The 24,514-nt window shown below is 56.5% G+C and carries 26 protein-coding genes; 13 read left to right on the top strand and 13 right to left on the bottom strand.

Translation table 11 applies throughout. The annotated features are described in order from the left end of the window. Nucleotides 1-5: 5 nt before the first annotated feature. The gene (gene pepT / locus ACP4QI_RS11430) at nt 6-1,235 is read right to left on the bottom strand and encodes a peptidase T (protein WP_142489585.1); all 1,230 of its coding nucleotides are present in this window, start codon (nt 1,233-1,235) and stop codon (nt 6-8) included. 114 nt (nt 1,236-1,349) lie between these two features. Between pepT and ACP4QI_RS11425 the strand changes: the two genes are divergently transcribed. Further along, nucleotides 1,350-2,942 (top strand): ABC transporter substrate-binding protein, encoded by a 1,593-nt coding sequence (locus ACP4QI_RS11425; protein WP_426494597.1) that lies wholly within the window; start codon nt 1,350-1,352, stop codon nt 2,940-2,942. Between the two features lie 140 nt (nt 2,943-3,082). Then, on the top strand, nt 3,083-3,754 hold the full coding sequence (locus ACP4QI_RS11420) for a DUF3313 domain-containing protein (RefSeq protein WP_156263854.1): 672 nt from the start codon (nt 3,083-3,085) through the stop codon (nt 3,752-3,754). Between the two features lie 36 nt (nt 3,755-3,790). Here the strand turns inward: ACP4QI_RS11420 and ACP4QI_RS11415 are convergent, their stop codons facing one another. Next, the gene (locus tag ACP4QI_RS11415; protein ID WP_426494598.1) at nt 3,791-4,687 is read right to left on the bottom strand and encodes a DMT family transporter; all 897 of its coding nucleotides are present in this window, start codon (nt 4,685-4,687) and stop codon (nt 3,791-3,793) included. Between the two features lie 186 nt (nt 4,688-4,873). Here ACP4QI_RS11415 and ACP4QI_RS11410 point away from each other — a divergent pair, with 186 nt between their 5' ends. After that, nucleotides 4,874-5,746 (top strand): AraC family transcriptional regulator, encoded by an 873-nt coding sequence (locus ACP4QI_RS11410; RefSeq protein ID WP_426494599.1) that lies wholly within the window; start codon nt 4,874-4,876, stop codon nt 5,744-5,746. On the opposite strand, the gene ACP4QI_RS11405 is transcribed toward ACP4QI_RS11410, so the two are convergent. Next, a complete protein-coding gene (locus ACP4QI_RS11405) occupies nt 5,726-6,892 on the bottom strand; it encodes a benzoate/H(+) symporter BenE family transporter (RefSeq protein WP_445730288.1) in 1,167 nt (388 codons plus the stop codon). The two genes, ACP4QI_RS11410 and ACP4QI_RS11405, sit on opposite strands and share 21 nt — an antisense overlap. 89 nt (nt 6,893-6,981) lie before the next feature. Between ACP4QI_RS11405 and ACP4QI_RS11400 the strand changes: the two genes are divergently transcribed. Together ACP4QI_RS11400 and ACP4QI_RS11395 are read left to right on the top strand one after the other, a co-directional pair. Next, nucleotides 6,982-7,509: a helix-turn-helix domain-containing protein gene (locus tag ACP4QI_RS11400; RefSeq protein WP_426494600.1), complete on the top strand. Its 528-nt coding sequence runs from the start codon at nt 6,982-6,984 to the stop codon at nt 7,507-7,509. An 80-nt stretch (nt 7,510-7,589) separates the two neighbouring features. Beyond that, on the top strand, nt 7,590-9,554 hold the full coding sequence (locus ACP4QI_RS11395; protein ID WP_426494601.1) for a peptidase U32 family protein: 1,965 nt from the start codon (nt 7,590-7,592) through the stop codon (nt 9,552-9,554). Here the strand turns inward: ACP4QI_RS11395 and ACP4QI_RS11390 are convergent, their stop codons facing one another. From ACP4QI_RS11390 to ACP4QI_RS11355, 8 genes are all read right to left on the bottom strand, one after another. Then, complete coding sequence (locus ACP4QI_RS11390; RefSeq protein WP_142489577.1) at nt 9,555-9,785, bottom strand: DUF2554 family protein; 231 nt, start codon at nt 9,783-9,785, stop codon at nt 9,555-9,557. A 151-nt stretch (nt 9,786-9,936) separates the two neighbouring features. Continuing rightward, nucleotides 9,937-10,065: a DUF2474 domain-containing protein gene (locus tag ACP4QI_RS11385; protein ID WP_142489576.1), complete on the bottom strand. Its 129-nt coding sequence runs from the start codon at nt 10,063-10,065 to the stop codon at nt 9,937-9,939. After that, entirely contained in the window at nt 10,065-11,075 is a 1,011-nt protein-coding gene (gene cydB / locus ACP4QI_RS11380; protein ID WP_426494602.1) for a cytochrome d ubiquinol oxidase subunit II, read from the bottom strand. Before cydB ends, ACP4QI_RS11385 begins: the two co-directional genes overlap by 1 nt. Next, complete coding sequence (locus tag ACP4QI_RS11375) at nt 11,075-12,481, bottom strand: cytochrome ubiquinol oxidase subunit I (RefSeq protein ID WP_307762758.1); 1,407 nt, start codon at nt 12,479-12,481, stop codon at nt 11,075-11,077. The genes cydB and ACP4QI_RS11375 overlap by 1 nt, the downstream gene beginning before the upstream one ends. Nucleotides 12,482-12,976: 495 nt before the next feature. Continuing rightward, nucleotides 12,977-13,237, bottom strand: a complete 261-nt coding sequence (locus ACP4QI_RS11370; RefSeq protein WP_426494603.1) for a hypothetical protein — start codon at nt 13,235-13,237, stop codon at nt 12,977-12,979. Next, a complete protein-coding gene (locus ACP4QI_RS11365) occupies nt 13,237-13,713 on the bottom strand; it encodes a DUF2778 domain-containing protein (RefSeq protein WP_426494604.1) in 477 nt (158 codons plus the stop codon). The genes ACP4QI_RS11370 and ACP4QI_RS11365 overlap by 1 nt, the downstream gene beginning before the upstream one ends. Continuing rightward, nucleotides 13,710-14,192, bottom strand: coding sequence for an Hcp family type VI secretion system effector (locus tag ACP4QI_RS11360; protein WP_426494605.1), 483 nt, complete (start codon nt 14,190-14,192; stop codon nt 13,710-13,712). Before ACP4QI_RS11360 ends, ACP4QI_RS11365 begins: the two co-directional genes overlap by 4 nt. A 178-nt stretch (nt 14,193-14,370) precedes the next feature. Then, nucleotides 14,371-15,399 (bottom strand): LLM class flavin-dependent oxidoreductase, encoded by a 1,029-nt coding sequence (locus ACP4QI_RS11355; protein WP_142489570.1) that lies wholly within the window; start codon nt 15,397-15,399, stop codon nt 14,371-14,373. 374 nt (nt 15,400-15,773) lie between these two features. Here ACP4QI_RS11355 and ymcF point away from each other — a divergent pair, with 374 nt between their 5' ends. From ymcF to patD, 7 genes are all read left to right on the top strand, one after another. Beyond that, complete coding sequence (gene ymcF / locus ACP4QI_RS11350; RefSeq protein ID WP_142489569.1) at nt 15,774-15,962, top strand: cold shock small protein YmcF; 189 nt, start codon at nt 15,774-15,776, stop codon at nt 15,960-15,962. Nucleotides 15,963-16,075: 113 nt separating this feature from the next. Continuing rightward, on the top strand, nt 16,076-17,494 hold the full coding sequence (locus ACP4QI_RS11345) for an aminotransferase-like domain-containing protein (protein WP_426494606.1): 1,419 nt from the start codon (nt 16,076-16,078) through the stop codon (nt 17,492-17,494). Nucleotides 17,495-17,787: 293 nt separating this feature from the next. Then, the gene (ydcS, locus tag ACP4QI_RS11340; protein WP_142489567.1) at nt 17,788-18,933 is read left to right on the top strand and encodes a putative ABC transporter substrate-binding protein YdcS; all 1,146 of its coding nucleotides are present in this window, start codon (nt 17,788-17,790) and stop codon (nt 18,931-18,933) included. Nucleotides 18,934-18,950: 17 nt separating this feature from the next. After that, a complete protein-coding gene (locus ACP4QI_RS11335) occupies nt 18,951-19,964 on the top strand; it encodes an ABC transporter ATP-binding protein (protein ID WP_426494607.1) in 1,014 nt (337 codons plus the stop codon). A gap of 7 nt (nt 19,965-19,971) precedes the next feature. Continuing rightward, nucleotides 19,972-20,910, top strand: a complete 939-nt coding sequence (locus tag ACP4QI_RS11330) for an ABC transporter permease (RefSeq protein ID WP_426494608.1) — start codon at nt 19,972-19,974, stop codon at nt 20,908-20,910. Further along, nucleotides 20,900-21,706: an ABC transporter permease gene (locus tag ACP4QI_RS11325; RefSeq protein WP_426494609.1), complete on the top strand. Its 807-nt coding sequence runs from the start codon at nt 20,900-20,902 to the stop codon at nt 21,704-21,706. The genes ACP4QI_RS11330 and ACP4QI_RS11325 overlap by 11 nt, the downstream gene beginning before the upstream one ends. A gap of 24 nt (nt 21,707-21,730) precedes the next feature. Beyond that, the gene (gene patD / locus ACP4QI_RS11320; protein ID WP_142489563.1) at nt 21,731-23,155 is read left to right on the top strand and encodes an aminobutyraldehyde dehydrogenase; all 1,425 of its coding nucleotides are present in this window, start codon (nt 21,731-21,733) and stop codon (nt 23,153-23,155) included. A 39-nt stretch (nt 23,156-23,194) separates the two neighbouring features. On the opposite strand, the gene ACP4QI_RS11315 is transcribed toward patD, so the two are convergent. Then, nucleotides 23,195-23,377 carry a DUF1869 domain-containing protein gene (locus ACP4QI_RS11315; RefSeq protein ID WP_059307860.1) on the bottom strand — a complete coding sequence of 61 codons (183 nt, stop codon included), beginning with the start codon at nt 23,375-23,377 and terminating at the stop codon, nt 23,195-23,197. A gap of 4 nt (nt 23,378-23,381) precedes the next feature. Beyond that, a complete protein-coding gene (locus ACP4QI_RS11310) occupies nt 23,382-23,723 on the bottom strand; it encodes a DUF1971 domain-containing protein (RefSeq protein ID WP_142489562.1) in 342 nt (113 codons plus the stop codon). 423 nt (nt 23,724-24,146) lie between these two features. Here ACP4QI_RS11310 and ACP4QI_RS11305 point away from each other — a divergent pair, with 423 nt between their 5' ends. Beyond that, the gene (locus tag ACP4QI_RS11305; protein WP_072036615.1) at nt 24,147-24,320 is read left to right on the top strand and encodes a GhoT/OrtT family toxin; all 174 of its coding nucleotides are present in this window, start codon (nt 24,147-24,149) and stop codon (nt 24,318-24,320) included. The last annotated feature ends 194 nt before the right edge of the window (nt 24,321-24,514 follow it).

Below are 24,514 nucleotides of genomic sequence, written 5' to 3'. Positions count from 1 at the left end.
CCGGCTTAACGTGCCGCCAGCAGACAAAGCTGCAGCGCGGTATGATACGAGGCCTCGAACGATTTCAGCGGTAAAAACTCAAACTTCGAGTGGAAATTATGGGCACCGGTGAAGAAGTTCGGGGTCAACAGCCCCTTCGCTGAAAGCGCCGCGCCGTCGGTGCCGCCGCGCATCGGGGTCGGTTTCGGCGTGATGCCTAAGCTTTCCATCGCCTCAAACATCAGGTCGATAGCCCGACGATCTTCCCCTACGGCGTTGCTGATGTTGCTGTAGGTATCTTCGATATGCCAGCTCACCTTCGCGGTAGGGTGCTGTGCGGCGATCTTCTGCGCGACGTCGCCAATTTGCGCCTTACGGGCGGCAAAGCTGTCGCGATCGAAATCACGAATATTGGCCTTCAGCACCGCCTCGTTTTGCCCGGCCTGGATGCCGTTGAACCAGATGTAGCCTTCACGGCCTTCGGTATGCTCCGGTGTTTGCAGGCGATCGAAGTGGCTGATGTAGTCGGTGGCCATCAGCAGCGGGTTCACCAGCACCCCTTTGGCCGACATCGGGTGCGCGGTCACGCCGGTAAAGCGAATTTCCGCCGCTGCGGCATTGAAGTTCTCATAAACAATCTCCCCCAGCTCGCAGCAGTCGATAGTCCAGGCGAAATCGACGTCAAAACGCGCCAGATCCAGGGCTTTCGCTCCGCACAGGCCAATCTCTTCGTCCGGCACGAAGGCCACCACGATATCGCCATGTTGATGCTCTGCGGTGAGGTTCTCCAGCAGCGTCATCACCACGGTGACCGCCGCTTTGTTGTCGGCGCCCAGTACGCTGGTACCGTCGCTAAAGATAATCTCTTCGTTGGGATAGGCCAGAATTTCCGGGTGCTCGCTGACCCGCAGCCAGATATCTTTTTCACGGTTCAGACAGAGATCATCTCCGGTAAACGTGAGGATCTGCGGATAAATATCCGGTGACAATCCCACGTCGACGGTATCGATATGGGTGATAAAACCGATGCGCGGTGCGCCGGGCACATTGCCCTTTTTCACCGCGGTAACGGTGGCAAATTCGTCGATCACAATGTCGTCCAGACCCAGCGTTTGCAGCTCCATCGCCAGTGCACGAGCCATCTCATGCTGACCGGGGGTGGAGGGCAGGGTTTTCACCTTCGGATCGCTCTGGCTGGTGATAGCCAGGTAGCGAAAGAAGCGTTGGGTTAATTGACTGGCGAGCGCGTGAGCCATGGTGGATCCTTCTTTATTTGTGTTATCAGGTGTTTGCACAATCACTTTAGTGTTATTTATGGTTTGGCACGACAAAAATTCATTAGCCGTCAAATTAAAAGACAGGAAAACGCGATGAAAAGCAACCTCACAACCCTGGCACTGATGGTCGCCGCGCTGACGGTCAGTTCCACCGTTGCCGCTAAAACGCTGGTTTACTGTTCGGAAGGATCGCCGGAGAACTTTAACCCGCAACTCTATACCTCGGGCACCAGCGTGGATGCCAGCGCCGTACCGGTGTATAACCGGCTGGTGGATTTTACTCCGGGCACTACCGATCTGGTGCCGAGCCTGGCCGAAAGCTGGGACGTCAGTGAGGATGGCAAGGTCTATACCTTCCATCTGCGCAAAGGGGTCAAGTTCCAGAGCAATACGCTATTCACCCCGACACGAGACTTTAACGCCGATGATGTGATCTTCTCGTTTATGCGTCAGAAAGATGCCAGTCATCCGTATCACAACGTCTCCAACGGTAACTACTCCAATTTCGAGAGCCTGGAGTTCGGCAAGCTGATCGTCGCCATCGACAAAGTGGATGAGCATACGGTGCGCTTCACCCTGGCCCATCCGGAAGCGCCGTTCGTGGCGGACCTGGCCTGGTACTTCGCCTCAATCCTCTCTGCCGAATATGCCGACGCGATGCTGAAAGCCGGCACCCCGGAGAAGGTGGATATGGAGCCGATCGGCACCGGGCCGTTTAAGCTGGCGAAGTACCAGAAGGACTCGCGTATTCTGTTTACGGCGTTCCCTGAGTACTGGCAGGGCAAAGCGAAGCTGGATCGCCTGGTGTTCACCATCGTTCCGGACGCCTCGGTGCGCTTCGCCAAGCTGGAGAAAAACGAGTGCCAGGTAATGCCGTTCCCGAACCCCGCCGATCTGCCGCGGATGAAGGCCAACAAAGATCTCAATCTCATGAGCAAGGCGGGGCTGAATACCGGCTTCCTGTCGTTCAATACGCAAAAACCGCCGCTGGATAACGTCAAGGTGCGCCAGGCGCTGGCGATGGCGATCAACAAACCGGCCATTATCGAGGCCGTCTTCCAGGGCACCGGCACCGCCGCGAAAAACCTGCTGCCGCCGGGCGTCTGGAGCGCAGACAGTGAGTTGAAAGACTACGACTACGATCCGGAAAAAGCCAAAGCCCTGCTGAAAGAGACCGGGTTTGCCAACGGGATGACCATCGACCTGTGGGCCATGCCGGTCCAGCGTCCGTACAACCCCAATGCCAAACGGATGGCCGAGATGATCCAGGCCGACTGGGCAAAAGTCGGCGTGCAGACCAAAGTCGTCACCTATGAGTGGGGGGAGTACCTCAAGCGGGTGAAGGGGGGTGAGCATCAGGCGGCGCTGATGGGCTGGACGACGGCAACGGGCGATCCGGATAATTTCTTCGGCCCGCTCTTTACCTGCACCTCGGCCAACGGCGGGTCGAATTCCGCCAAATGGTGTTATCCGCCATTTGATAAAATTATTGCCGAAGCGAAATCTATTACCGATCAGAATAAACGTGCGGCGTTATACCAGCAGGCACAGCAAATGATGCACGACCAAATGCCAGCGGTGATGATTGCGCACTCAACTATTTTTGAACCTGTACGCAAAGAAGTCACAGGTTATGAAATTGATCCGTTCGGTAAACATTTATTCTGGCAAGTGGATATAAAATAAACGTTTAATTCTGCCCGTCATCAAGACGGGCGATTTTTTTTTAATTTGTGCTGTCTTCATCATTTTTTGTCACTTTTCTTTCAGCCAACTTTTGCTATAACTTCAATTGCATATTTGCACTTAACAGGGATACACCCATTATGCGTACTAATACTTTATTTAAAGTTGCCGCGCTCTCCGGCCTGTTGCTTCTTGCTGGCTGTGCGTCAAAAGTGGCTGCGCCTGAACAATATTCAGGCTTTTTAAAAGACTACTCAGGGCTCCAGCAAACCACCTCTGCATCGGGTAAACCAACGCTGCGCTGGGTTGATCCGTCTTATAACGAAGCAAACTACGACAGCATTATCTGGAACAATATCACCTATTATCCGACGCCTAAGCCTACCACTCAGATTGGCCAACGCACGCTGGATGAACTGTTAAACTACACCAACACCAAAATGAAAACCGCTATCGGCCAGCGTAAGCCGATTGTGACGACCCCGGGTTCACGCAGCCTGATCTTCCGTGGCGCCATCACCGGTGTCAGCTCGCAGAAAGAAGGCCTGCAGTTCTATGAAGTTGTCCCTGTGGCGCTGGTGGTTGCCGGCACGCAAATGGCAACCGGTCACCGTACTATGGATACCCACCTCTTCTTTGAAGGTGAGCTGATTGACTCTAAGACCAACAAGCCGGTCATCAAAGTCGTCCGTAAGGGTGAAGGGAAAGAGCTGAATAACGAAAGTACACCAATGACCTTCGCGACCCTCAAGCAGGTTGTTGATGACATGGCGACCGATGCCACCATGTTTGATGTGAATAAAACCAAATAACCACAGACCGGCCTGCAACGCGCAGGCCGGTTTTTTTTACGCCGTACGCAGCCGTCTGAACCAGTTCTCCGGTCGGGCAAACATCACCAGATTTCCCGTTAAGATCAGCAGCAGCCCGGCAATGCCGTTGCTGTGCCAGACATACCCCTCGTACACCGTCGAGAACGAAAGCGCCACCAGCGGGAACAGCAGGGTGCTGTACGCCGCTTTGCCCGCGCCAATCCGCCCTACCAGCGTGAAGTAAGCGCCAAAGGCAATCACCGAGCCAAAAAGCGCCAGATAGAGCAGAGCGCCCATATAGCTCACCGACCAGACCGGCGTAAAGTCATCCCCGCGGATCAGCGCAATCGCCCCCATCACCAGAGTGCCGTACAGCATCGCCCAGGCGTTGGTGGTCATGGTTTCCAGCCCGTTGCGCTGGTGGCGCAGGCTGATCATATTCCCGAGTGAGAAGCCGTAGGTGCCCAGCGCCGACAGGGCAATGCCGAACAGCAGACCGGCGCTCCAGCCGCTGGCTAACAGGTCGTTCCAGAACAGGGTGATAATGCCGAGCAGCCCCAGCGCCGCCGCCAGATAAAAGCGTGCCGGCGGGCGCTGACCAAAAAAGAGGAAGCTGTTCAGGGCGTTATAGAGCACCGCCATCGAAAAAATCACCGATTCGAGGCCGGTATTGATGTATTCCGCTGCCGTATAAAAGCACCAGAAATTAAAGCAGAAGACGCAGCAGCCCTGCAGGCCGCAAAACAGATGGTCGCGCAAGGCGAGCGGGCGCAGGCGTCGCAATATTAACAGCACCGCCATAATGGTGGCGGTGGCGACGGCGAAGCGCCAGAAAATAGAGACCGGCGCAGGCACCGGCCCCTGTTGTAAAAAGATGGCAATCCAGGTGGTTCCCCAGATCACGACCACCAGCGCGTACAATAATGCGTTCATCGTTTTTTCTCTTATCAGCAAAGTCTGACCCCAGTATGGCGGCAGGGAGAAGGGCCTTCTTTCACAGGCTTGCGGTGAACTTGCATATTCTTGCGCTTTTTTCCTGACGGAGAGTGAACAGGGCTGGCACTGAAGTGAAGATCTTTTTAGACTCAATGGTTCTTATTTATCAGGGTGTGAGTCGCTATGGCTGAGATGTACGGTGCCTTTGAAAATCTGCGCAAGCATAAAGCGGTATTGCACAATGCCGTGGCGCTGAATTCAGGCATCCAGCTGGCGGCCTGGTCAAATAAACGTGACACCATTACGCAATATTGCGATCACCACACCCTGAGCCTCTATATTGCCGACGGCTACGAGAGCTATCACAAAACCAACGCGGGCTGGAAAAACGGCGGCGGCCCGGATCGCTTCTGCCTGATGCCAAAAGAGAGCGAATCCAGCTGGGATATCCGCGACGATCTGTCGTTTATCCATCTCTACTGTACCGACGCGCACCTGCGCAACGTCGGGGAGCAGATCTGGGATAAAAGCCCGTACAGCTTTACCCTGGACGAAAATCTGTTTGGCGACGATGCCAGCATTACCGCCCTGTACCGCCATTTTATCCTCGGCTGCGACTGGCAGCAGTCGGCCAACCAGCTCACGCTGAGTACCGCCTCGACGCTGCTTCTTACCCATCTGGTGCAGCATTACAGCAACGTGCAGTGGGCGCTCCCGACGGCAACGGGCGGCCTGTCGCCGTTCGTGCTGCGCAACGTGCTGGGGTTTATCGAAGAGAATCTGGCCCAGCCGCTGACCCTGGCGGATCTCGCTGCACAGGCGAGCTTAAGCGAGTTTCATTTTGCCCGCATGTTCCGTCAGTCGATGCAGATGGCGCCGCACCAGTATGTGATGCAGCGGCGGATGGAGAAGGCCAAAGTCCTGGTGCGATCCACCCGCCAGCCGCTGACCGAGATCGCGCTGGCCTGCGGGTTCAGCTCCGCCAGCCATTTCAGCAACCGCTTTCGCGCTGCCACCGGGCTGACGCCGTCCCAGCTACGCGCGTCGGGTGCGTAACAGCAGGGCGTAGCAGATGCCGCCCGCCACTAATCCCCAGAACGCCGAGCCAATCCCGGCAAGCGTCGCGCCGCTGGCGGTGAGCAGAAAGGTCACGATCGCGGCATCGCGTTCGGCCTCATTGTGCAGGGCCTGATGCAGACTGCCACCGATGGTACCCAGCAGTGCCAGCCCCGCCAGAGTCTGGATCCAGCTTAACGGCAGGGCCGCCATCAGCCCGCTAATCGAGCCGCCGAAAATCCCCGCCAGCAGATAAAAGATGCCTGCCGCCGCCGCGGCCAACCAGCGTTTGCCGGCATCCGGGTGCGCATCCGGGCTCTGACAGATGGCGGCGGTGATCGCCGCAATGCAGATCGAGTACACGCCAAACGGCGACAGCAGCAGCGCCAGCCCGCCGGTAAAGACGATCAGCGGCGAGACCGCCACCGGATAGCCGGAGGCTTTGAGCGTGGCGAACCCGGGCGCATTCTGCGAGGCCATGGTCACCAGGAAGAAGGGCAGACCGATACTGACAAGCGTGGTCAGGTTAAAGGTCGGGGCGATAAATTCCGGCATTACCACCGCAAAGGTTAACTTATCAGTGACAACGTCACCTTTCAGGGCCGCTACCGCACCGCCCACCAGCAGGGTAGCCACGATGGCATAGCGCGGGGCGAAAGCTTTGGTAATAAGCCAGGCCAGCAACATGCTGCCGCACAGCAGCAGATGCCCCTCCAGATTGCTGAAAGCCTGTAACCCGAAGCGCAGCAGGACGCCCGCCAGCATCGCCGCTGCCAGCGAATGGGGGATGACTTTCATCAACCGGGCAAACAGGCCGCTGACGCCACAAATCAGGATCAGGGCATTGGCAAAGATAAAGATGCCGATGGTCTCTGAGAGAGTTACTCCCTGCAAGCTGGTCGCCAGCAGGGCGGCGCCGGGCGTCGACCAGGCGGTGAGCACCGGGGCTTTATACCACCACGACAGCGCCAGGGTGCTGATCCCCATGCCGATCCCCAGCGACGTCATCCAGCCAGCAATCTGTGGTGCCGTTGCGCCTGCCGCCGCGGCGGCCTGCCAGATGATAGCCGCCGAGCTGGCGTAGCCCACCAGCACGGCGACAAAACCCGATAACAGCGTGGGAAAGGTAAGTGAGGAGGGGCGCATGAGAACTCCGTTGTGCGTTATAACAGCCGTGAATGTAGCACTGTGCGTTATAGCATACAAGTGTTACACTCGCGACAACGGGAGGGCCCATGGACATCACACAACATCTTGCCTTTACACTGAAAGCGCTGCGTCAGGCGCGCGGCTGGAGCCTGTCAAAGCTGGCAGAAGAGACCGGCGTGTCGAAAGCGATGCTCGGCCAGGTGGAACGCAACGAATCCAGTCCGACAGTCTCAACGCTGTGGAAAATTGCCACCGGGCTGAACGTGCCGTTCTCCACCTTTATCACCCCCGAAGCGGAGAATCCGCCGGTCTTCGACCCGCAGCAGCAGGCGATGGTGGTCAAACCGCTGTTTCCCTGGGACGAGACGCTAAAGTATGATCATTTCTCGATCACCCTCGCCCCGGGCGCACTCAGCGAATCCACGCCGCACGAAGCCGGGGTGATTGAGCACGTGGTGGTGATCAGCGGGGAGCTGGAGATGCAGATCGACGGCGTCTGGCAGACGTTAGCCCCCGATACCGGCCTGCGATTTGCCGGAGATAAACCGCACGCCTACCACAACAGCAGCGGCCAGACGGTGCACTTTCACTCGCTTATCCATTATCCCCGCTAAAGGCACGCAAAACTGTTTCACTGGCCCATACTTCTGACTACAATAGCCGCCATTTTGACCATAACGGATAACGACGAAGTATGCGCCTGCCATCCCATCATCTTGAACTCTTAAGCCCGGCTCGTGACGCCGCCATTGCCCGTGAAGCGATTCTTCACGGCGCCGATGCGGTCTATATCGGCGGCCCTGGATTTGGCGCCCGCCATAATGCCAGCAACAGCCTGCGCGATATCGCCGACCTGGTGCCGTTCGCCCACCGTTTCGGGGCGAAGGTGTTCGTGACCCTGAACACCATTCTTCATGATGATGAACTGGAGCCGGCGCAGCGTCTGATTACCGACCTTTATCAGACCGGCGTCGACGCGCTAATCGTCCAGGACATGGGTGTGCTCGAGATGGATATCCCGCCGATTGAGCTGCATGCCAGTACCCAGTGCGATATCCGCAGCGTGGAGAAAGCGAAGTTTCTCTCTGATGCCGGGTTCACCCAGATTGTGCTGGCGCGCGAGCTGAACCTCAATCAGATCCGCGATATTCACCAGGCGGCCGACGCCACCATCGAGTTCTTTATCCACGGCGCGCTGTGCGTGGCCTACTCCGGGCAGTGCAACATCTCTCACGCCCAGACCGGGCGCAGCGCCAACCGCGGCGACTGCTCCCAGGCCTGCCGTCTGCCCTATACCCTGAAAGACGATCAGGGCCGCGTGGTGGCCTTTGATAAACACCTCCTGTCGATGAAAGATAACGATCAGACCGCCAACCTTGGCGCGCTGATCGACGCGGGCGTGCAATCCTTCAAGATTGAAGGGCGCTACAAAGACATGAGCTACGTGAAGAACATCACCGCTCATTATCGCCAGATGCTCGATGCCATCATTGAAGATCGCGGCGGCCTGGCCCGCAGCTCCGCCGGGCGCACCGAGCACTTCTTTATCCCGTCCACCGATAAAACCTTCCACCGCGGCAGCACCGACTACTTCGTGAACGCGCGTAAAGACGACATCGGCGCCTTCGATTCACCGAAATTTATTGGCCTGCCGGTGGGTGAAGTGCTGAAGGTGACGAAAGAGTATCTCGACGTGGAAGTGACAGAACCGCTGGCGAACGGTGATGGCCTGAACGTGATGATCAAACGTGAAGTGGTGGGCTTCCGCGCCAATACGGTGGAAAAAACCACTGAAAACCGCTATCGCGTCTGGCCGAACGAAATGCCTGCCGATCTGTATAAAGCGCGTCCACATGCGGCCCTGAACCGCAACCTCGACCATAACTGGCAGCAGGCGCTGATGAAAACCTCCAGCGAGCGTCGCATTGCGGTGGACATTGAGCTGGGCGGCTGGGAAGAGCAACTGATCCTCACCATGACCAGCGAAGACGGCACCAGTGTGACCCACACCCTGGATGGGATGTTTGAGGTTGCTAATAACGCCGAAAAAGCGCTGAACAATCTGAAAGACGGCATCGCCAAACTGGGCCAGACCATCTATTACGCCCGGGATATTCAGGTCAACCTGCCTGGCGCACTCTTTGTGCCGAACAGCCTGTTAAACCAGTTCCGCCGTGAAACCGCGGAGATGCTCGACGAAGCCCGTCTGGCGAATTACCCGCGCGGCAGCCGCAAAGCGGTCTCCGTACCGCCGCCGGTCTACCCGGAAACGCACCTTTCGTTCCTGGCAAACGTCTACAACCATAAGGCGCGGGCCTTCTATCAGCGCTATGGCGTTGAGCTGATCGATGCCGCTTATGAGGCGCACGAAGAGAAGGGCGATGTGCCGGTGATGATCACCAAGCACTGTCTGCGCTTCGCCTTTAACCTCTGTCCGAAGCAGGCTAAGGGCAGCATCAAGAGCTGGAAGGCCACGCCTATGCAGCTGGTGAACGGCGATGAGGTGTTAACCCTGAAGTTTGACTGCCGTCCGTGCGAAATGCACGTCATCGGCAAGATGAAAAATCACATCTTTAAAATGCCTCAGCCGGGCAGCGTTGTGGCCTCCGTCAGCCCTGACGAACTGCTGAAAACGCTGCCGAAGCGTAAAGGCAGTTAATCAAAGAAAGTGAGTATCCGGTTTGCGCGACTTCTGCCAGTGGTGATGTTCGCGCAAACCCTCAGCGGAATCTTCCGCCACGGCGCGCAGCTCATCGCTGTCGGCTTCGTGGCGCAGCTGCTGATCGACGTTCTTCACCCAAAAAAATTCATGCCCTTTGTGTCCCGCCATCAGCTGCCCGGAAAAAAGCGCGCAGGTCAGCATCACTATCGATAACGTTTTTGTAAACATTCTGCCACCACCCGGTTACGTTGAGCGGCCATCATGCCGATAGTTCAGTTAGGTTATTATTAGGATCTTCAAAGGCGCGAAAAGGTTTTGTCAGAATTTGTCTGGGCATGGACTGTTCCCTCTCCCTTGCCGGGAGAGGGTTGGGGGGTATTTAGTGCGCTTTAAACCCCGCCGCGGTCATCAGCACGCGGAAGAACATCCCCACCAGCGCCAGGGCCAGCACGCTGCCGCCCCAGATAATCACCATCCACATCAGACGTTTCCAGACAGGTTGATTCATCAGTGATAGCCCTCCCCAGGCTGGACTTTGCCGCGAAATACGTAATAGCTCCAGAAAGTGTAGACAAGGATGATCGGGATGATGAACAGCGCGCCCACTAACATAAAGCCCTGGCTCTGCGCTGGCGCGGCGGCCTGCCATAAGGTTATCGACGGCGGAATGATATGCGGCCAGATGCTGATCCCCAGCCCGCTAAAGCCGAGGAAGATTAACCCGAGGGTCAGCACGAACGACAGATGGTGGCTGTGCGGATTGTTCAGGCTGCGCCACTGCCACAGGCCCAACACCGCCACCAGAACCGGGACCGGCAGCAGGAAGAACAGGTTCGGCAGGCTGAACCAGCGGTCGGCAATCGCGGGCTGGGAAAGCGGTGTCCAGATGCTGATCGCCGCGATAATCCCCAGCAGCGCCAGCAGCAGACGCTTCGATACCTCACGCATCCGCCCCTGCAACGGGTTCTCACTTTTCATCACCAGCCAGGTGGCGCCTAAAAAGGCATAGGCCACCACCAGTCCCAGGCCGCAGAACAGATTGAAAGGGGTGAACCAGTCGAACGGGCCGCCGGCAAAGGCGCGGCCGCTGACAGCAAAACCGTTAATCACCGCGCCCACCACCATACCCTGGGTGAAGGTGGCCAGCACCGAGCCGCCGATAAACGCCTTATCCCAAAACGGACGGTGCGCGGGCGTCGCTTTGAAGCGAAACTCAAACGCCACGCCGCGGAAAATCAGGCCGATCAGCATCAGGGTCAGCGGGATGGTCAGGGCATCGACGATCACCGCATAGGCCATCGGAAAGGCACCGAACAGCGCGGCGCCGCCCAGCACCAGCCAGGTTTCATTTCCGTCCCACACCGGGGCAACGCTGTTGACCATCACATCCCGGTCGTCGGCGTCCTGAATGGCGGGAAACAGAATGCCAATACCCAAATCAAACCCGTCCATCACGATATACATCAGGGTGGCGAAGACGATTATCACAAACCAGATCAGGGAAAGATCGATACCCATTATGGTGTCTCCTTGGTAGTAAACTCAGGGCTCGCTGCCGAGAGCGGGCGGGCCGGGCGACCATCATTTTCGGTCGGGAAGGACTCTTCTTCCTGCGGACCCTTTTTAATCAGGCGCACCATATAGCTGTAGCCCACGCCAAACACCGAGGTGTAGACCACAATAAAGGCCAGCAGGCTGACGCTCATGTGCAGATCGCCGTGGGCGGAGACCGCATCTTTGGTTCGTTGCAGGCCGTACACGACCCACGGCTGACGGCCCACTTCGGTAGTGACCCATCCGGCGAGAATAGCAATTAACCCCGACGGCCCCATCAGCAGGGCAAACCACAGGAAAGGCCGCGAGTGGTAGAGCCGCTGCTTGTAGCGCAGCCACAGGGCAACGGCCCCCAGCAACAGCATCAGCATCCCCAGCCCGGCCATAATGCGGAACGACCAGAAGACGATGGTAGCGTTGGGGCGGTCCTCTTTCGGGAATTCCTTCAGAGCTGGAACCTGCTTATCGAGGCTGTGGGTGAGGATCAGACTGCCGAGCGCCGGGATCTCCAGGCCGTAGCGGGTACGCTCCTGCTCCATATCGGGCCAGCCAAACAGCAGCAGGGGGGTAGGCTCACCGGGCGGGTTCTCCCAGTGGCCTTCGATGGCGGCAATTTTGGCGGGCTGATGTTTCAGGGTGTTCAGACCATGCATATCCCCGACCATCGCCTGGATGGGGGCGACAATCAGCGTCATCCACAGCGCCATGGAGAACATGCGGCGAATGGCGGGGGTATTGTTGCCGCGCAGCAGGTGCCAGGCCGCCGAGGCTGCGACAAACAGCGCGCTGCTGAGAAACGCCGCAATCGACATATGCAGCAGGCGATACGGGAAGGAGGGGTTAAACACCACCGCAAACCAGTCCACCGGCACCACCTGGCCGTTGACGATCTCAAAGCCCTGCGGGGTCTGCATCCAGCTGTTGGAGGCGAGGATCCAGAAGGTTGAGATGATAGTACCCAGCGCCACCATGCAGGTGGCAAAGAAATGCAGCCCCGGCCCGACTTTGTTCCAGCCGAACAGCATCACGCCGAGAAAACCGGCTTCGAGGAAGAAGGCGGTCAGCACTTCATAGGTCAGCAGCGGCCCGGTAATGCTGCCGGCAAACTGGGAGAAACCGCTCCAGTTGGTGCCAAACTGGTAGGCCATCACCAGCCCTGAGACCACGCCCATGCCAAAGTTGACGGCGAAGATCTTCGACCAGAAATGGTACAGCGAGCGCCATACAGGGTTTTTGCTTTTCAGCCAAAGCCCCTCCAGCACCGCCAGATAGCTGGCGAGGCCAATGGTTATCGCCGGGAAAATAATGTGGAAGGAGACAGTAAAGGCAAACTGGATCCTCGCCAGATGAAACGCATCTAAACCAAACATGCACAACCTCAGGGTAAAACGGTGTGGCTGTTATGGTAAAGGGACGGGAAGTCGAGTATCAGAGACAGAAAAGGGGAATTTATGTATAACAGTTTTATGAAATTAGATTAAATAGTAACTCTGTTATGCTACAGGTGAAAACGGTAAGCCAGCAAAACTGGCAGGTGAATATCCTCTAAAGCTGACGATTAACGGGCAGGACTGTGTGTTAGCGGATTAAGGCGATGGCGGGGCCAAGGCCCCGCCACAGTCAGCGGTTTTTGCGTATATGCCTATAACGTGCGATAAGCCAAATTAAAAACGTCGTTAAGAGCAAAGATAAAACTAACAAACTAAAAGTATAGCGGTCGTACCATTGTTCCTCGGTAAGAAAACCAAACTTATCCGTATAAACGTCATATAAATAGATGTCCGGCATTAATACGCAAAGCATCGAATATACAATGCAAAGAAGGAACAATTGACTAAACCAAACCACGATACTGATTATCGGTTTCATAATATTTTCCGATCATCAGAACGCTTATCGATGATAATAGAACTGGTAAAAATACACATTCCTGTAAGGAGTGCATCAAGTACGAGCAGAATTGTCATATGAGTATTATCCCAATCAATTTCACTGACCTCACGGGCATGACCAAAGATACTCCTATGAAGCGCCTCCTCGGGTATGCCAACAAAAAGCCCACAGAAAATGGCGATATAGACCGCAAAGAAGAGATACCAGATTAAGACCTTTTTTAAATGTTTCATCAAAATACCTGAACTGTGCCATAAGCTCTAAGGCTTGCTGTTACCATTGCTGGAGCAGTGTTGAGCAGCGCCGCTCGTAGGACCAAAAAATGACATCTGCTGGCAAGAGTTATACAACCATTACTTATCCCCTGATATCCTGCAGGGTGTAATCGGAAACTACCTCGGCTCATACCCTCTATTAAAGTTGTGTCGTCGATTTGGCTGTCCTCACGGAATAAGCCAAACCATAAATCTCGGTCCGAACCACTCAGCTGCGAGGAAAAGTAATCTTTTAACGGGGACAGTAGACCGGTGGGACGAGTAACGATAAAGTATTTACCCTGCGGAAGAGGGCCAACACCCCTAATAGCAACAGAATCAGGATTGTTTCTGTGGGTTCCTGCGTTTCCAGAATAAGCTGGAAAGAAACCAACGCCCGGGCAACTTAAGGTCGACATCTGTCCGCCATTTAAATGAAATGTGCAACGGATCATCGCTCATTCCACGCATCGGAGAAAATGATATTCCCATCACAATGTTTCCATGTGATCCTTTCGTACCGAAGGGCAACGGACTCCAGGTGATTATGTTTTTCAGTTGAGGGATTTTTCACGTCATGCATGAGAGGGCAGATAGAAACGACTTTAACGCCTTCAAGGAGCATATTGAAGTACTCTTCTTCCTGCCCTGAGTAGTTGATTCGATACCACTTAAACTCAGCTGCTTTTAATGTTTGTCCGTGGGCAACTGCTTTATAAAGATATGGGCTTGATGAATCGAATTCTTTTTCGAATACCAGTGCACTATGAACTCGCGTGCCGGTAATTTTGCCAGTATTGTTGTCTGTAGGTAAATGAAGTCCGTGACCAAAACCTAATATTTCAATGCTACCTTCACGATCTTTTACATCGACAGAACCGCGGATAGTCGATCCGCCATCATCCTTTAACCACAGATAGGCCGGTATTGCCATGTCAAACTCCTTTTGTCAGTTAGCTTAAAAAACAGGCATTACTTAACATTGGTTTTATGACAAAGGCCAGGCATATCGTGCTATAGTTATTATAAATAAATCATGTGGTTATATACGGATTAATAATTCGGTGAAGTCAACGCCTCACATAATATTACCTACATGAGACGTTATTTCTTTATTCGTTGCGCCAGCCCATTTCCGGGGCAACATGCTTCAGAATCGACTCAATCACATGCACGTTATAGTCGACGCCCAATTGATTCGGCACGGTGAGTAACAACGTATCCGCTTCGGCAATCGCTTCGTCCTGTTTCAGCTGGGCAATCAGCTTGTCAGGCTCGGCAGCATAGCTGCGCCCGAAAATGGCACGGGTTTTCTCATCCAGGTAACCCACGCTGTCGCTTTCGTTACGACTGGAGCCGAAATACATCCGATCGCGGTCGTCCATCAGGGCAAAAATGCTGCGGCTGACCGAGACGCGCGGCGTGCGGGTGTGTCCCGCTTCGGCCCAGGCGTCACGGTAGGCGCGGATCTGTTTTGCCTGCTGGATGTGGAACGGCTCGCCGGTTTCGTCGTCTTTCAGAGTCGAGCTTTGCAGGTTCATCCCCAGCTTCGCGGCCCACACGGCAGTGGCGTTCGAACCCGCCCCCCACCAGATCCGATCCCGCAGCCCTTCGGAGTGCGGCTCAACGCGCAGCAGGCCCGGCGGGTTAGGGAACATCGGCTGCGGATTGGGTTTGGCAAAACCTTCTCCGCGCAGGGCTTCCAGCAGCACTTCGGTGTGGCGACGGGCCATATCAGACTCGTTTTCACCTTCGCCCGGTACATAACCAAAGTAGCGCCAGCCGTCGATCACCTGCTCCGGGGAGCCGCGACTGATGCCCAGCTGCAAACGTCCACCGGAAATTAAGTCGGCTGAACCGGCATCCTCCGCCATATACAGCGGATTTTCATAGCGCATATCAATAACGCCGGTACCGATCTCAATCCGGCTGGTTTTCGCGCCAATTGCCGCCAGCAGCGGGAAGGGGGAGGCGAGCTGACGGGCGAAATGGTGCACGCGGAAGTAAGCGCCATCCGCGCCCAGCTCTTCAGCGGCAACCGCCAGATCGATGGATTGCAGCAAGGCATCAGCGGCGGTGCGGGTTCCAGACTGCGGCGAGGGCGTCCAGTGACCAAATGACAAAAATCCGATCTTTTTCATGTCGGGATTTCCTGGGTTCAGATAAAAACAGTGACCTTTACTTTACGGATTACCGGATGAGAAGAAATGCCGTTTATTTCACAGATGTGGTCAAAAAATTTGAAGGAATACAGAGAGTCGCTTAACCAAAAGAATTTTATCGTGAAAAGCGCTTGCATCCTTTCTTCGGTTGTGCGTAAATGGATTTTCGGTTTGAATGCCAAAAAAATATCCGTCGCAGTACCTTAAAGCATCTCTCAACACGTTGTGCCTCTCCGCAGCCTCTCTTGGGTTTTATCTTTACGCTCTGAACGCTCTGATTAGTTTTGTCTCAGACCTCTAATGCCTTAAAGGCCCAATTTAGTATTTAACGTTTTTACGTTCAGGAGATTTACATGAGTTCTACTATCCATTTTCGTTGCCCGTGCTGTCATGGTTCGCAGTTCCGCACCTCCATTTTCGACGTGTCTGAAAAAAATCCACACGGCGCGAAGTGCATTTTCTGCAAATCATCGATGATCACCCTCGATCATTTAGCGGCCTCTCGCCATGCGCGTCAGGTGCCGTTTGAGTTTCGTAAGTAAGCCAGTCGGGCGCCGTCACGCCTGCTGAATTCTTCACTGCTACCTATAACAGTTCATTAATCCTGCCTTTTTTCTCCTGCTGATATACACTGTGATGCAGCAAGGAGAACCCGATGAAAAAATACCAGCGCCTGGCGCAGCAAATCATTTCGCAGATCGAGCTTGGTGTCTGGCAGCCCGGCGATAAGCTGCCCTCCCTGCGTGAGCAGGTCACCAGCAGCGGAATGAGCTTTATGACCGTCGGTCATGCGTATCAGATGCTGGAGAGCCAGGGGCGCATAGTGGCCCGTCCACAGTCGGGGTACTACGTCGCGGCCCGTCCCACCGGGCAGCAGCCGATGCCGCCCGCGCAGGTGATGCGCGACGAAGCGGTGGATATCAACACCTATATCTTCGACGTGTTACAGGCCAGCCGCGATCCCTCGGTGGTGCCCTTTGCCTCGGCCTTTCCCGATCCGCGTCTCTTTCCGTTACAGCAGCTGAACCGCTCCCTGGCGAACGTCAGCAAGACCGCCACCGCCATGAGCGTGATCGAGAACCTGCCGCCGGGCAACGTCGATCTGCGTCACGCCATCGCCCGACGCTACGCGCAGCAGGGGATGAACATCTCCCCGGATGAAATTGTTATTACCGCCGGTGCCCTCGAAGCGCTGAATCTCAGCCTGCAGGCGGTCACCGAACCGGGCGACTGGGTAATTGTGGAAAACCCCTGCTTCTACGGGGCGTTACAGGCACTTGAACGTCTGAAATTAAAGGCGCTGTCGGTGGCTACCGACGTGCACGAGGGGATCGATCTCAACGCCCTGGCCCAGGCGTTGAACGACTATCCGGTCAAAGCCTGCTGGCTGATGACCAACGGCCAGAACCCGCTGGGCTTTACCCTCAGCGCGGACAAAAAAGCGCAGCTTACCGCCTTGCTCACCGAGCATAACGTCACGCTGATTGAGGACGACGTCTACAGCGAACTCTATTACGGCCGCGAAAAGCCGCTCCCGGCCAAAGCTTGGGACCGTAGCGACATGACGCTGCACTGCTCATCCTTCTCCAAATGTCTGGTCGCCGGGTTCCGTATTGGCTGGGTGGCGGCCGGGAAACATGCCCGCCGTATTCAGCAGCTACAGCTTATGAGCACTTTGTCCACCAGCTCACCGATGCAGCTCGCGCTGGTGGATTATCTCGCCACCAAACGCTACGACGCCCATCTCAGGCGCTTGCGCCGCACGCTGGCCGAGCGTAAACAGCAGGCGTGGCAGGCACTGCTGCGCCATCTGCCGGCTGAAGTGAAAATCCATCACAGCGACAGCGGCTATTTTTTGTGGCTGGAGCTGCCCGCGCCGCTCGATGCCGGGGAGCTTAGCGCCAGGGCGCTGGAGCACCACATCAGCATTGCGCCGGGCAAAATGTTCTCCACCTCCGACACCTGGACGCCGTTTTTCCGCTTTAATACCTCCTGGGCCTGGGGAGAGCGGGAGGAGCAGGCGGTGATCCAGTTAGCGCAGATAATTAGCGGAATGTTAAACGCGCAAAAATAGTATTTTCGCGCGATTGATCCGCGCGTCTGAATAAAGTTTTCTTATCCCGTTAATCACGCCGCAATTAATTTGCGGCGTTTTTTTATTGTCGCTCATAGGAAATATGCATAACGCCAGCGCCTGCTAACCCCTTGTCTATAATCCAGTTACCGGGGAATGCGCCCCCGGTCACAACCTGGTGAAATTTCCACAGCCCGCCGGGTGCGCGGCATTGGCGCGGTCTACGTTTAATTCAGAAGATATTCTTATCGGCACGGCTGCCTTCTGATTTCATTACGACAGGAGTAAGACGTATGAGCAAAAAATTTGCCCGTAGCAGCCTGTGCGCGCTCGGCATGACTGTTTTGACTGCGCAGGCAGCGGAGCCGCCAAAAGAGATCGGTCAGGGCGAAGGACGGCTGGATATCATTGCCTGGCCGGGCTACATCGAACGCGGCGAGACCGATAAAGCCTACGACTGGGTCACCGCCTTTGAAAAAGAGACCGGCTGTAAAGTGAACGTCAAAACCGCCGCCACCTCCGACGAGATGGTCAGCCTGATGGCGAAGGGAGGTTACGATCTGGTGACCGCCTCCGGCGACGCCTCCCTGCGTCTGATCATGGGCAAACGGGTTCAGCCCATTAATCCCGATCTGATCCCCAACTGGAAAACCCTCGACCCGCGCATCGTCAAAGGGGAGTGGTTTAACGTCGACGGTAAGGCCTATGGCACGCCCTATCAGTGGGGGCCAAACCTGCTGATGTACAACACCAAAACCTTCCCGACCCCGCCCGACAGCTGGGGCGTGGTGTTTAAAGAACAAAACCTCCCGGACGGCAAAACCAACAAAGGGCGGGTTCAGGCCTACGATGGCCCGATCTATGTTGCCGATGCGGCGCTGTACGTCAAAGCCACCCAGCCGGATCTGGGGATCACCGACCCCTATCAGCTGACCGAAGCGCAATACGCGGCAGTCCTGAAAGTGCTTAAAGATCAGCACGCGCTGATCCACCGCTACTGGCACGACACTACCGTACAGATGAGTGATTTCAAAAACGAAGGGGTGGTTGCCTCCAGCGCCTGGCCGTATCAGGCTAACGCCCTCAAAGGCGAGAATCAGCCGATTGGCACCGTCTTCCCGAAAGAGGGGGTGACGGGCTGGGCGGACACCACCATGCTGCACGCAGACGCCAAACATCCGATGTGCGCCTACAAATGGATGAACTGGTCGTTGACGCCAAAAGTGCAGGGCGATCTCGCAGCATGGTTCGGTTCACTGCCGGTGGTGGCGGAAGGTTGTAAAGCCAGCACCCTGCTGGGCGACAAAGGCTGCGAAACCAACGGCTACAACTATTTCGACAAAATCATGTTCTGGAAAACGCCCATCGCCAACGGCGGCAAATTTGTGCCTTACAGCCGCTGGGTGCAGGACTACATCGCCATTATGGGTGGTCGTTAAGCGCCAGGGAGCGGATTATGACGTACGCAGTAGAGTTTAACGATGTCTCACGCCTGTATGGCGACGTGCGTGCGGTGGACGGGGTAACGATCCGGATTCGTGACGGCGAGTTTTTCTCGATGCTGGGGCCTTCGGGCTCCGGCAAAACCACCTGCCTGCGCCTGATTGCCGGTTTCGAACAGCTGAGCGGGGGCTCCATCTCGATCTTTGGCAAAGACGCCAGCGAGCTGCCGCCCTGGGAGCGTGACGTTAATACCGTCTTTCAGGACTACGCCCTGTTTCCTCACATGTCGATCCTCGAGAATGTGGCCTATGGGCTGATGGTAAAAGGAATTAACAAATCCACCCGTCAGGCCCAGGCGCGAGAGGCCCTGGATAAGGTCGGCCTCAGCTTCGCGGAAACCCGCAAACCCTCTCAGCTCTCCGGCGGACAGCGTCAGCGGGTGGCGATTGCCCGGGCGCTGGTTAATCAGCCCCGGGTGTTGCTGCTGGATGAGCCCCTCGGCGCACTGGATCTGAAACTGCGCGAGCAGATGCAGTTTGAGCTGAAAAAATTGCAGCAGGAGCTGGGCATCACCTTTATTTTCGTCACCCACGATCAGGGCGAAGCGCTGTCGATGTCGGACCGGGTGGCGGTGTTCAATAATGGCCGTATCGAGCAGGTGGATACCCCGCGCGAGCTCTACCTGCGCCCGCGTACGCCGTTCGTTGCCAGCTTCGTCGGCACCTCGAACGTTTTCACGGACGCCCTGGCGCAGCGCGTCTGCGGCCTGACGGGGAGTTACTCCCTGCGTCCGGAACATATTCGCCTCGACGGGGAGGGAGAAATTCAGGTTCAGGGCCGGGTGCAGGCCGTGCAGTTCCAGGGGGCGTCCACCCGCTTTGAGCTCCGTCTTGCCGGGGGGGAAAAGCTGCTGGTGAGCCAGGCGAACCTGACCGGTGCCGCGCTGGCCGCAGGGGTGGAACCCGGGCAGACGGTGACCGCCTCCTGGGCGCGCGACGCCATGGTGCCGCTGCATGAGGAGAGGTGAAATGGACATGAGCGTGGCACCCACCCCGGCGCCGCACGGCCTGGCCAGCCGTCTGTCGGCGCTGTTCTGGCGCAGACCATCGCTGGGGCTGTTCTTACTCCTTCTCGGCCCGCTAATGTGGTTTGGCATTGTTTATCTGGGGTCGCTGTTTACCCTGCTGTGGCAGGGGTTCTACACCTTCGATGACTTCACCATGTCGGTGACGCCGGACCTGACCTTTGCCAACATCCGCGCGCTGTTCAATCCTGCCAACTACGACATCATCCTGCGCACCCTGACGATGGCAATTGCCGTCACTGTCGGCAGCGCGATCCTCGCCTTCCCGATGGCCTGGTATATGGCGCGCTACACCCGCGGGAAGTGGAAGGCCTTTTTCTACATCGCGGTGATGCTGCCGATGTGGGCCAGCTATATCGTCAAGGCCTACGCCTGGACGCTGCTGCTGGCGAAAGACGGCGTGGCGCAGTGGTTTCTCAGCCATATGGGGCTGGAGCCGGTTCTGACCTCGCTGTTAACGGTGCCGGGTATTGGGGGCAGTACGCTCTCCACCTCCGGGCTGGGGCGTTTTCTGGTGTTCGTCTATATCTGGCTGCCGTTTATGATCCTGCCGGTGCAGGCGGCGCTTGAGCGTCTGCCGCCGTCACTGTTGCAGGCCTCTGCTGACCTGGGGGCCCGCCCGCGTCAGACCTTCCGCTACGTAGTACTGCCGCTGGCCATTCCGGGTATCGCCGCCGGGTCGATCTTTACCTTCTCCCTGACGCTGGGCGACTTTATCGTGCCGCAGCTGGTGGGCCCGCCGGGGTACTTTATCGGGCAGATGGTTTACTCCCAGCAGGGGGCGATTGGCAATATGCCGATGGCGGCAGCCTTTACGCTGGTGCCCATTGTTCTCATTACCGTTTATCTGGCGTTCGTGAAGCGCCTGGGAGCGTTTGATGCACTGTGAACGCGCGCCGCTGTTTCTGAAAATTGCCACCTGGGGCGGGGTGATCTTCCTGCACTTCCCGCTGATGATTATTGCCATCTATGCTTTTAATACCGAGGATGCGGCGTTCAGCTTCCCACCGCAGGGGCTGACGCTGAAGTGGTTTAGCGCGGCGGCGGGGCGCAGCGACATTATTGAATCGGTGACGTTGTCACTTAAGATTGCCGCTCTCTCAACGCTAATCGCTCTGGTGCTCGGTACCCTGGCGGCCGCGGCGCTATGGCGGCGGGAGTTCTTTGGTAAGAACGCGGTGTCGCTAATGCTGATCCTGCCGATTGCCCTGCCGGGGATCATCACCGGTCTGGCGCTGCTGACGGCGTTTAAGACCATCAATCTGGAGCCCGGCTTCTTTACCATCATTCTCGGTCACGCCACATTCTGCGTGGTGGTGGTGTTCAATAATGTGATTGCCCGTTTCCGGCGTACCTCCTGGAGCCTGATTGAGGCTTCGATGGATCTCGGCGCCAACGGCTGGCAAACCTTCCGCTACGTGGTGCTGCCCAATCTGGGGTCGGCGCTGCTGGCAGGGGGGATGCTGGCGTTCGCCCTGTCGTTCGATGAGATCATCGTCACGACCTTTACTGCCGGACATGAGCGCACCTTGCCGCTGTGGCTGTTAAACCAGCTCGGTCGCCCGCGCGATGTTCCTATTACCAACGTGGTGGCCCTGCTGGTGATGCTGGTGACCGCGATACCCATTCTGGGAGCCTGGTGGCTAACCCGCGACGGCGAGAGCGTTGCCGGCAGCGGGAAATAACGTTGATTTCAACAGGACAATACTATGCAAACTCAACTGCTGATTAATGGTGAACTGGTCAACGGCGAAGGGGAAACGCAGCCGGTCTATAACCCTGCGACCGGCGAGGTGCTGCTGGACATTGCGGAGGCCTCTGCCGCTCAGGTCGATGCTGCCGTACAGGCCGCCGACCGCGCCTTCGCCAGCTGGGGGCGCACCACGCCGAAAAGCCGCGCCGAGTGCCTGCTCAGGCTGGCCGACGCCATCGAAGCCAATGCTGAGGCCCTGGCCCGACTTGAGTCGCAAAACTGCGGCAAACCGCTGCACTGCGTATTGGGGGATGAAATTCCGGCGATAGCCGACGTGTTTCGCTTCTTTGCCGGGGCTGCGCGCACCTTGCACGGCTCGGCGGCGGGAGAATATCTCGAGGGACACACCTCTATGATCCGCCGCGACCCGGTGGGGGTCGTCGCCTCAATTGCGCCCTGGAACTATCCGCTGATGATGGCGGCGTGGAAGCTGGCCCCGGCCCTGGCCGCCGGGAACTGCGTGGTGCTTAAACCTTCGGAGATCACGCCGCTCACCGCCCTCAAGCTGGCGGAGCTGGCACAGACGATTTTCCCGGCAGGGGTGCTCAACGTGCTGTTCGGGCGGGGCAAAACCGTCGGCGATCCGCTGACCGGGCATGAAAAGGTGCGGATGGTGTCGCTCACCGGCTCTATCGCCACCGGGGAACACATCATCGGCCATACCGCATCGACCATTAAGCGCACCCATATGGAGCTCGGCGGCAAGGCGCCAGTAATCGTCTTTGATGACGCCGATCTCGATGCGGTAGTAGAAGGGGTACGCACCTTCGGTTTCTACAATGCCGGGCAGGACTGCACCGCCGCCTGCCGTATCTACGCGCAAAAGGGCATCTATCCGGCGCTGGTGGAAAAACTGGGTGCCGCGGTCGCCAGCCTGAAGATCGGCGATCCGAATGACGAGAGCACCGAACTGGGTCCGCTAAGCTCGCAGGCGCACCTCGACCGGGTGTGTCAGGCTGTGGATCAGGCCAAAGCCCTGGAGCATGTGCAGGTCATTACCGGCGGCAGCAAGCACGACGGCAAAGGCTACTGGTTCCAGCCGACCCTGCTGGCAGGCGCGAAGCAGGAGGACGCCATCGTCCAGCGGGAGGTGTTTGGCCCGGTAGTCAGCGTCACCGAATTTGACGACGAAGATCAGGTGCTGGGCTGGGCTAACGAATCCCAGTACGGGCTGGCCTCGTCGGTCTGGACCCAGGACGTGGGCCGCGCGCATCGCCTCAGCGCCCATCTTCAGTATGGCTGCACCTGGGTGAACACCCACTTTATGCTGGTGAGTGAAATGCCGCACGGCGGGATGAAAATGTCAGGCTACGGCAAGGATATGTCGGTCTATGGCCTGGAAGATTACACCGTGGTCAGGCATGTGATGATTAAGCATTAATGCGGAAAGCAGGCAGCGACGAAGCGTCGCTGCCTTCGGTTACCAGCCGCACACCTCGTGCTCATTCTCCGTGTCGTAGGCGCGCACGGTATTCACGAGGTCTTTCACCACCTGAGCGGCGACGTCCGGGATCATCAGCTCCATCGGGGCGTCCGTCTCGTAATCTACCGACACGCCGTTGCTGTTGTTGGTGACGGTGACGGTATAGGTTGCTTTGCCCATGATGTTACTCCTTCTCTATTTTCGGCTTTCTCAACACATCAGGCTCAACGAAAAAGTCGATATTGAAATAAGTATCGTCGGTCATCACTTCGATGTGGTGCCAGCGTTCAGGTGGAAATACGCCAAAATGCCCGGCCTCAATAATCAGAGTACTGTCGGGCTCGGGGGAGGTTTCGTCGGCATAGCCGAGATAACGTACCGCCCCCTGCATGACGCTGAGGCGTGGATAAACGCCGGGCTGGGTGCCGGTATCAAGATGGCGCTTGAAAATCCCCGGCGGGGCAGTGTCTTTGTTCCAGAACGGAGTGGAACGGGTGTGAATACAACTTTGCGGAATACGCAGCATAACGTCCTCCCTATAAAAACTGAGGATATTACAGCACGAAACGCTAACGTGAATTTGCCAAAAAGTGCATTTAAAATGCTACTTTAAAGTGGTACTCCTCAGGTGGGCTATACTTACTCATTCCGAAGGCCGCAAAGGAGCGTCTTATGCTACAAGTCGATAAAGACAAATCCCGTAAGGTGCCCGACTCGGGTAATAAAAAGCCTCAGCCGGTGAAGAAGTAGTCCCGGAAACCAGGGCCGCATCATGCGGCCCTCATTGTGTTTGGGTGCCAGGCAGGCATGCCCGGAGGATGTAGCGAAAACTACTCGGTTGTTATTAACCATAATATCTATGTGGTTAATATGTAACAAAAAACTTGATCTGCCTCAACATTTGCCGCATATTGCGCGCGGTTATTGAACAGCAGATTGGGTGAATGAGATGACGTTGTACCAGAAAATGTTAATGTTTTACGCCGTCATGGCGACGATCAGTGCGCTTATCACCTGGTTTCTCTCTAAAGATCGCAAACGCATCCGCTTTCTGAGCGCCTTTCTGGTGGGCTCCACCTGGCCGATGAGTTTTCCGGTCGCGCTGCTGATTTCTCTCTTCTGACAGCGATCCCTGCGCGGCGTATTGCCGGATGCGGTGCAAGCACCTTATCCGGCCTACAAAACCCATTTCATCTGTTGCACTGACCGTAGGCCTGATAAGCGTAGCGCCATCAGGCATCTGTTTCTGAAGACGCCTTCCAGATTTAAATTCCAGCAATAGCATTCCTCTTCGGTTGCCTGTATAAAAACACAGTC

Source organism: Leclercia sp. TB492 (genome assembly GCF_049974505.2).
GTDB classification, from domain to species: Bacteria; Pseudomonadota; Gammaproteobacteria; order Enterobacterales; family Enterobacteriaceae; genus Enterobacter; species Enterobacter adecarboxylatus_C.
Note: the sequence above shows the minus strand (reverse complement) of the source record. Positions and strands in the feature narration are given on the sequence as shown.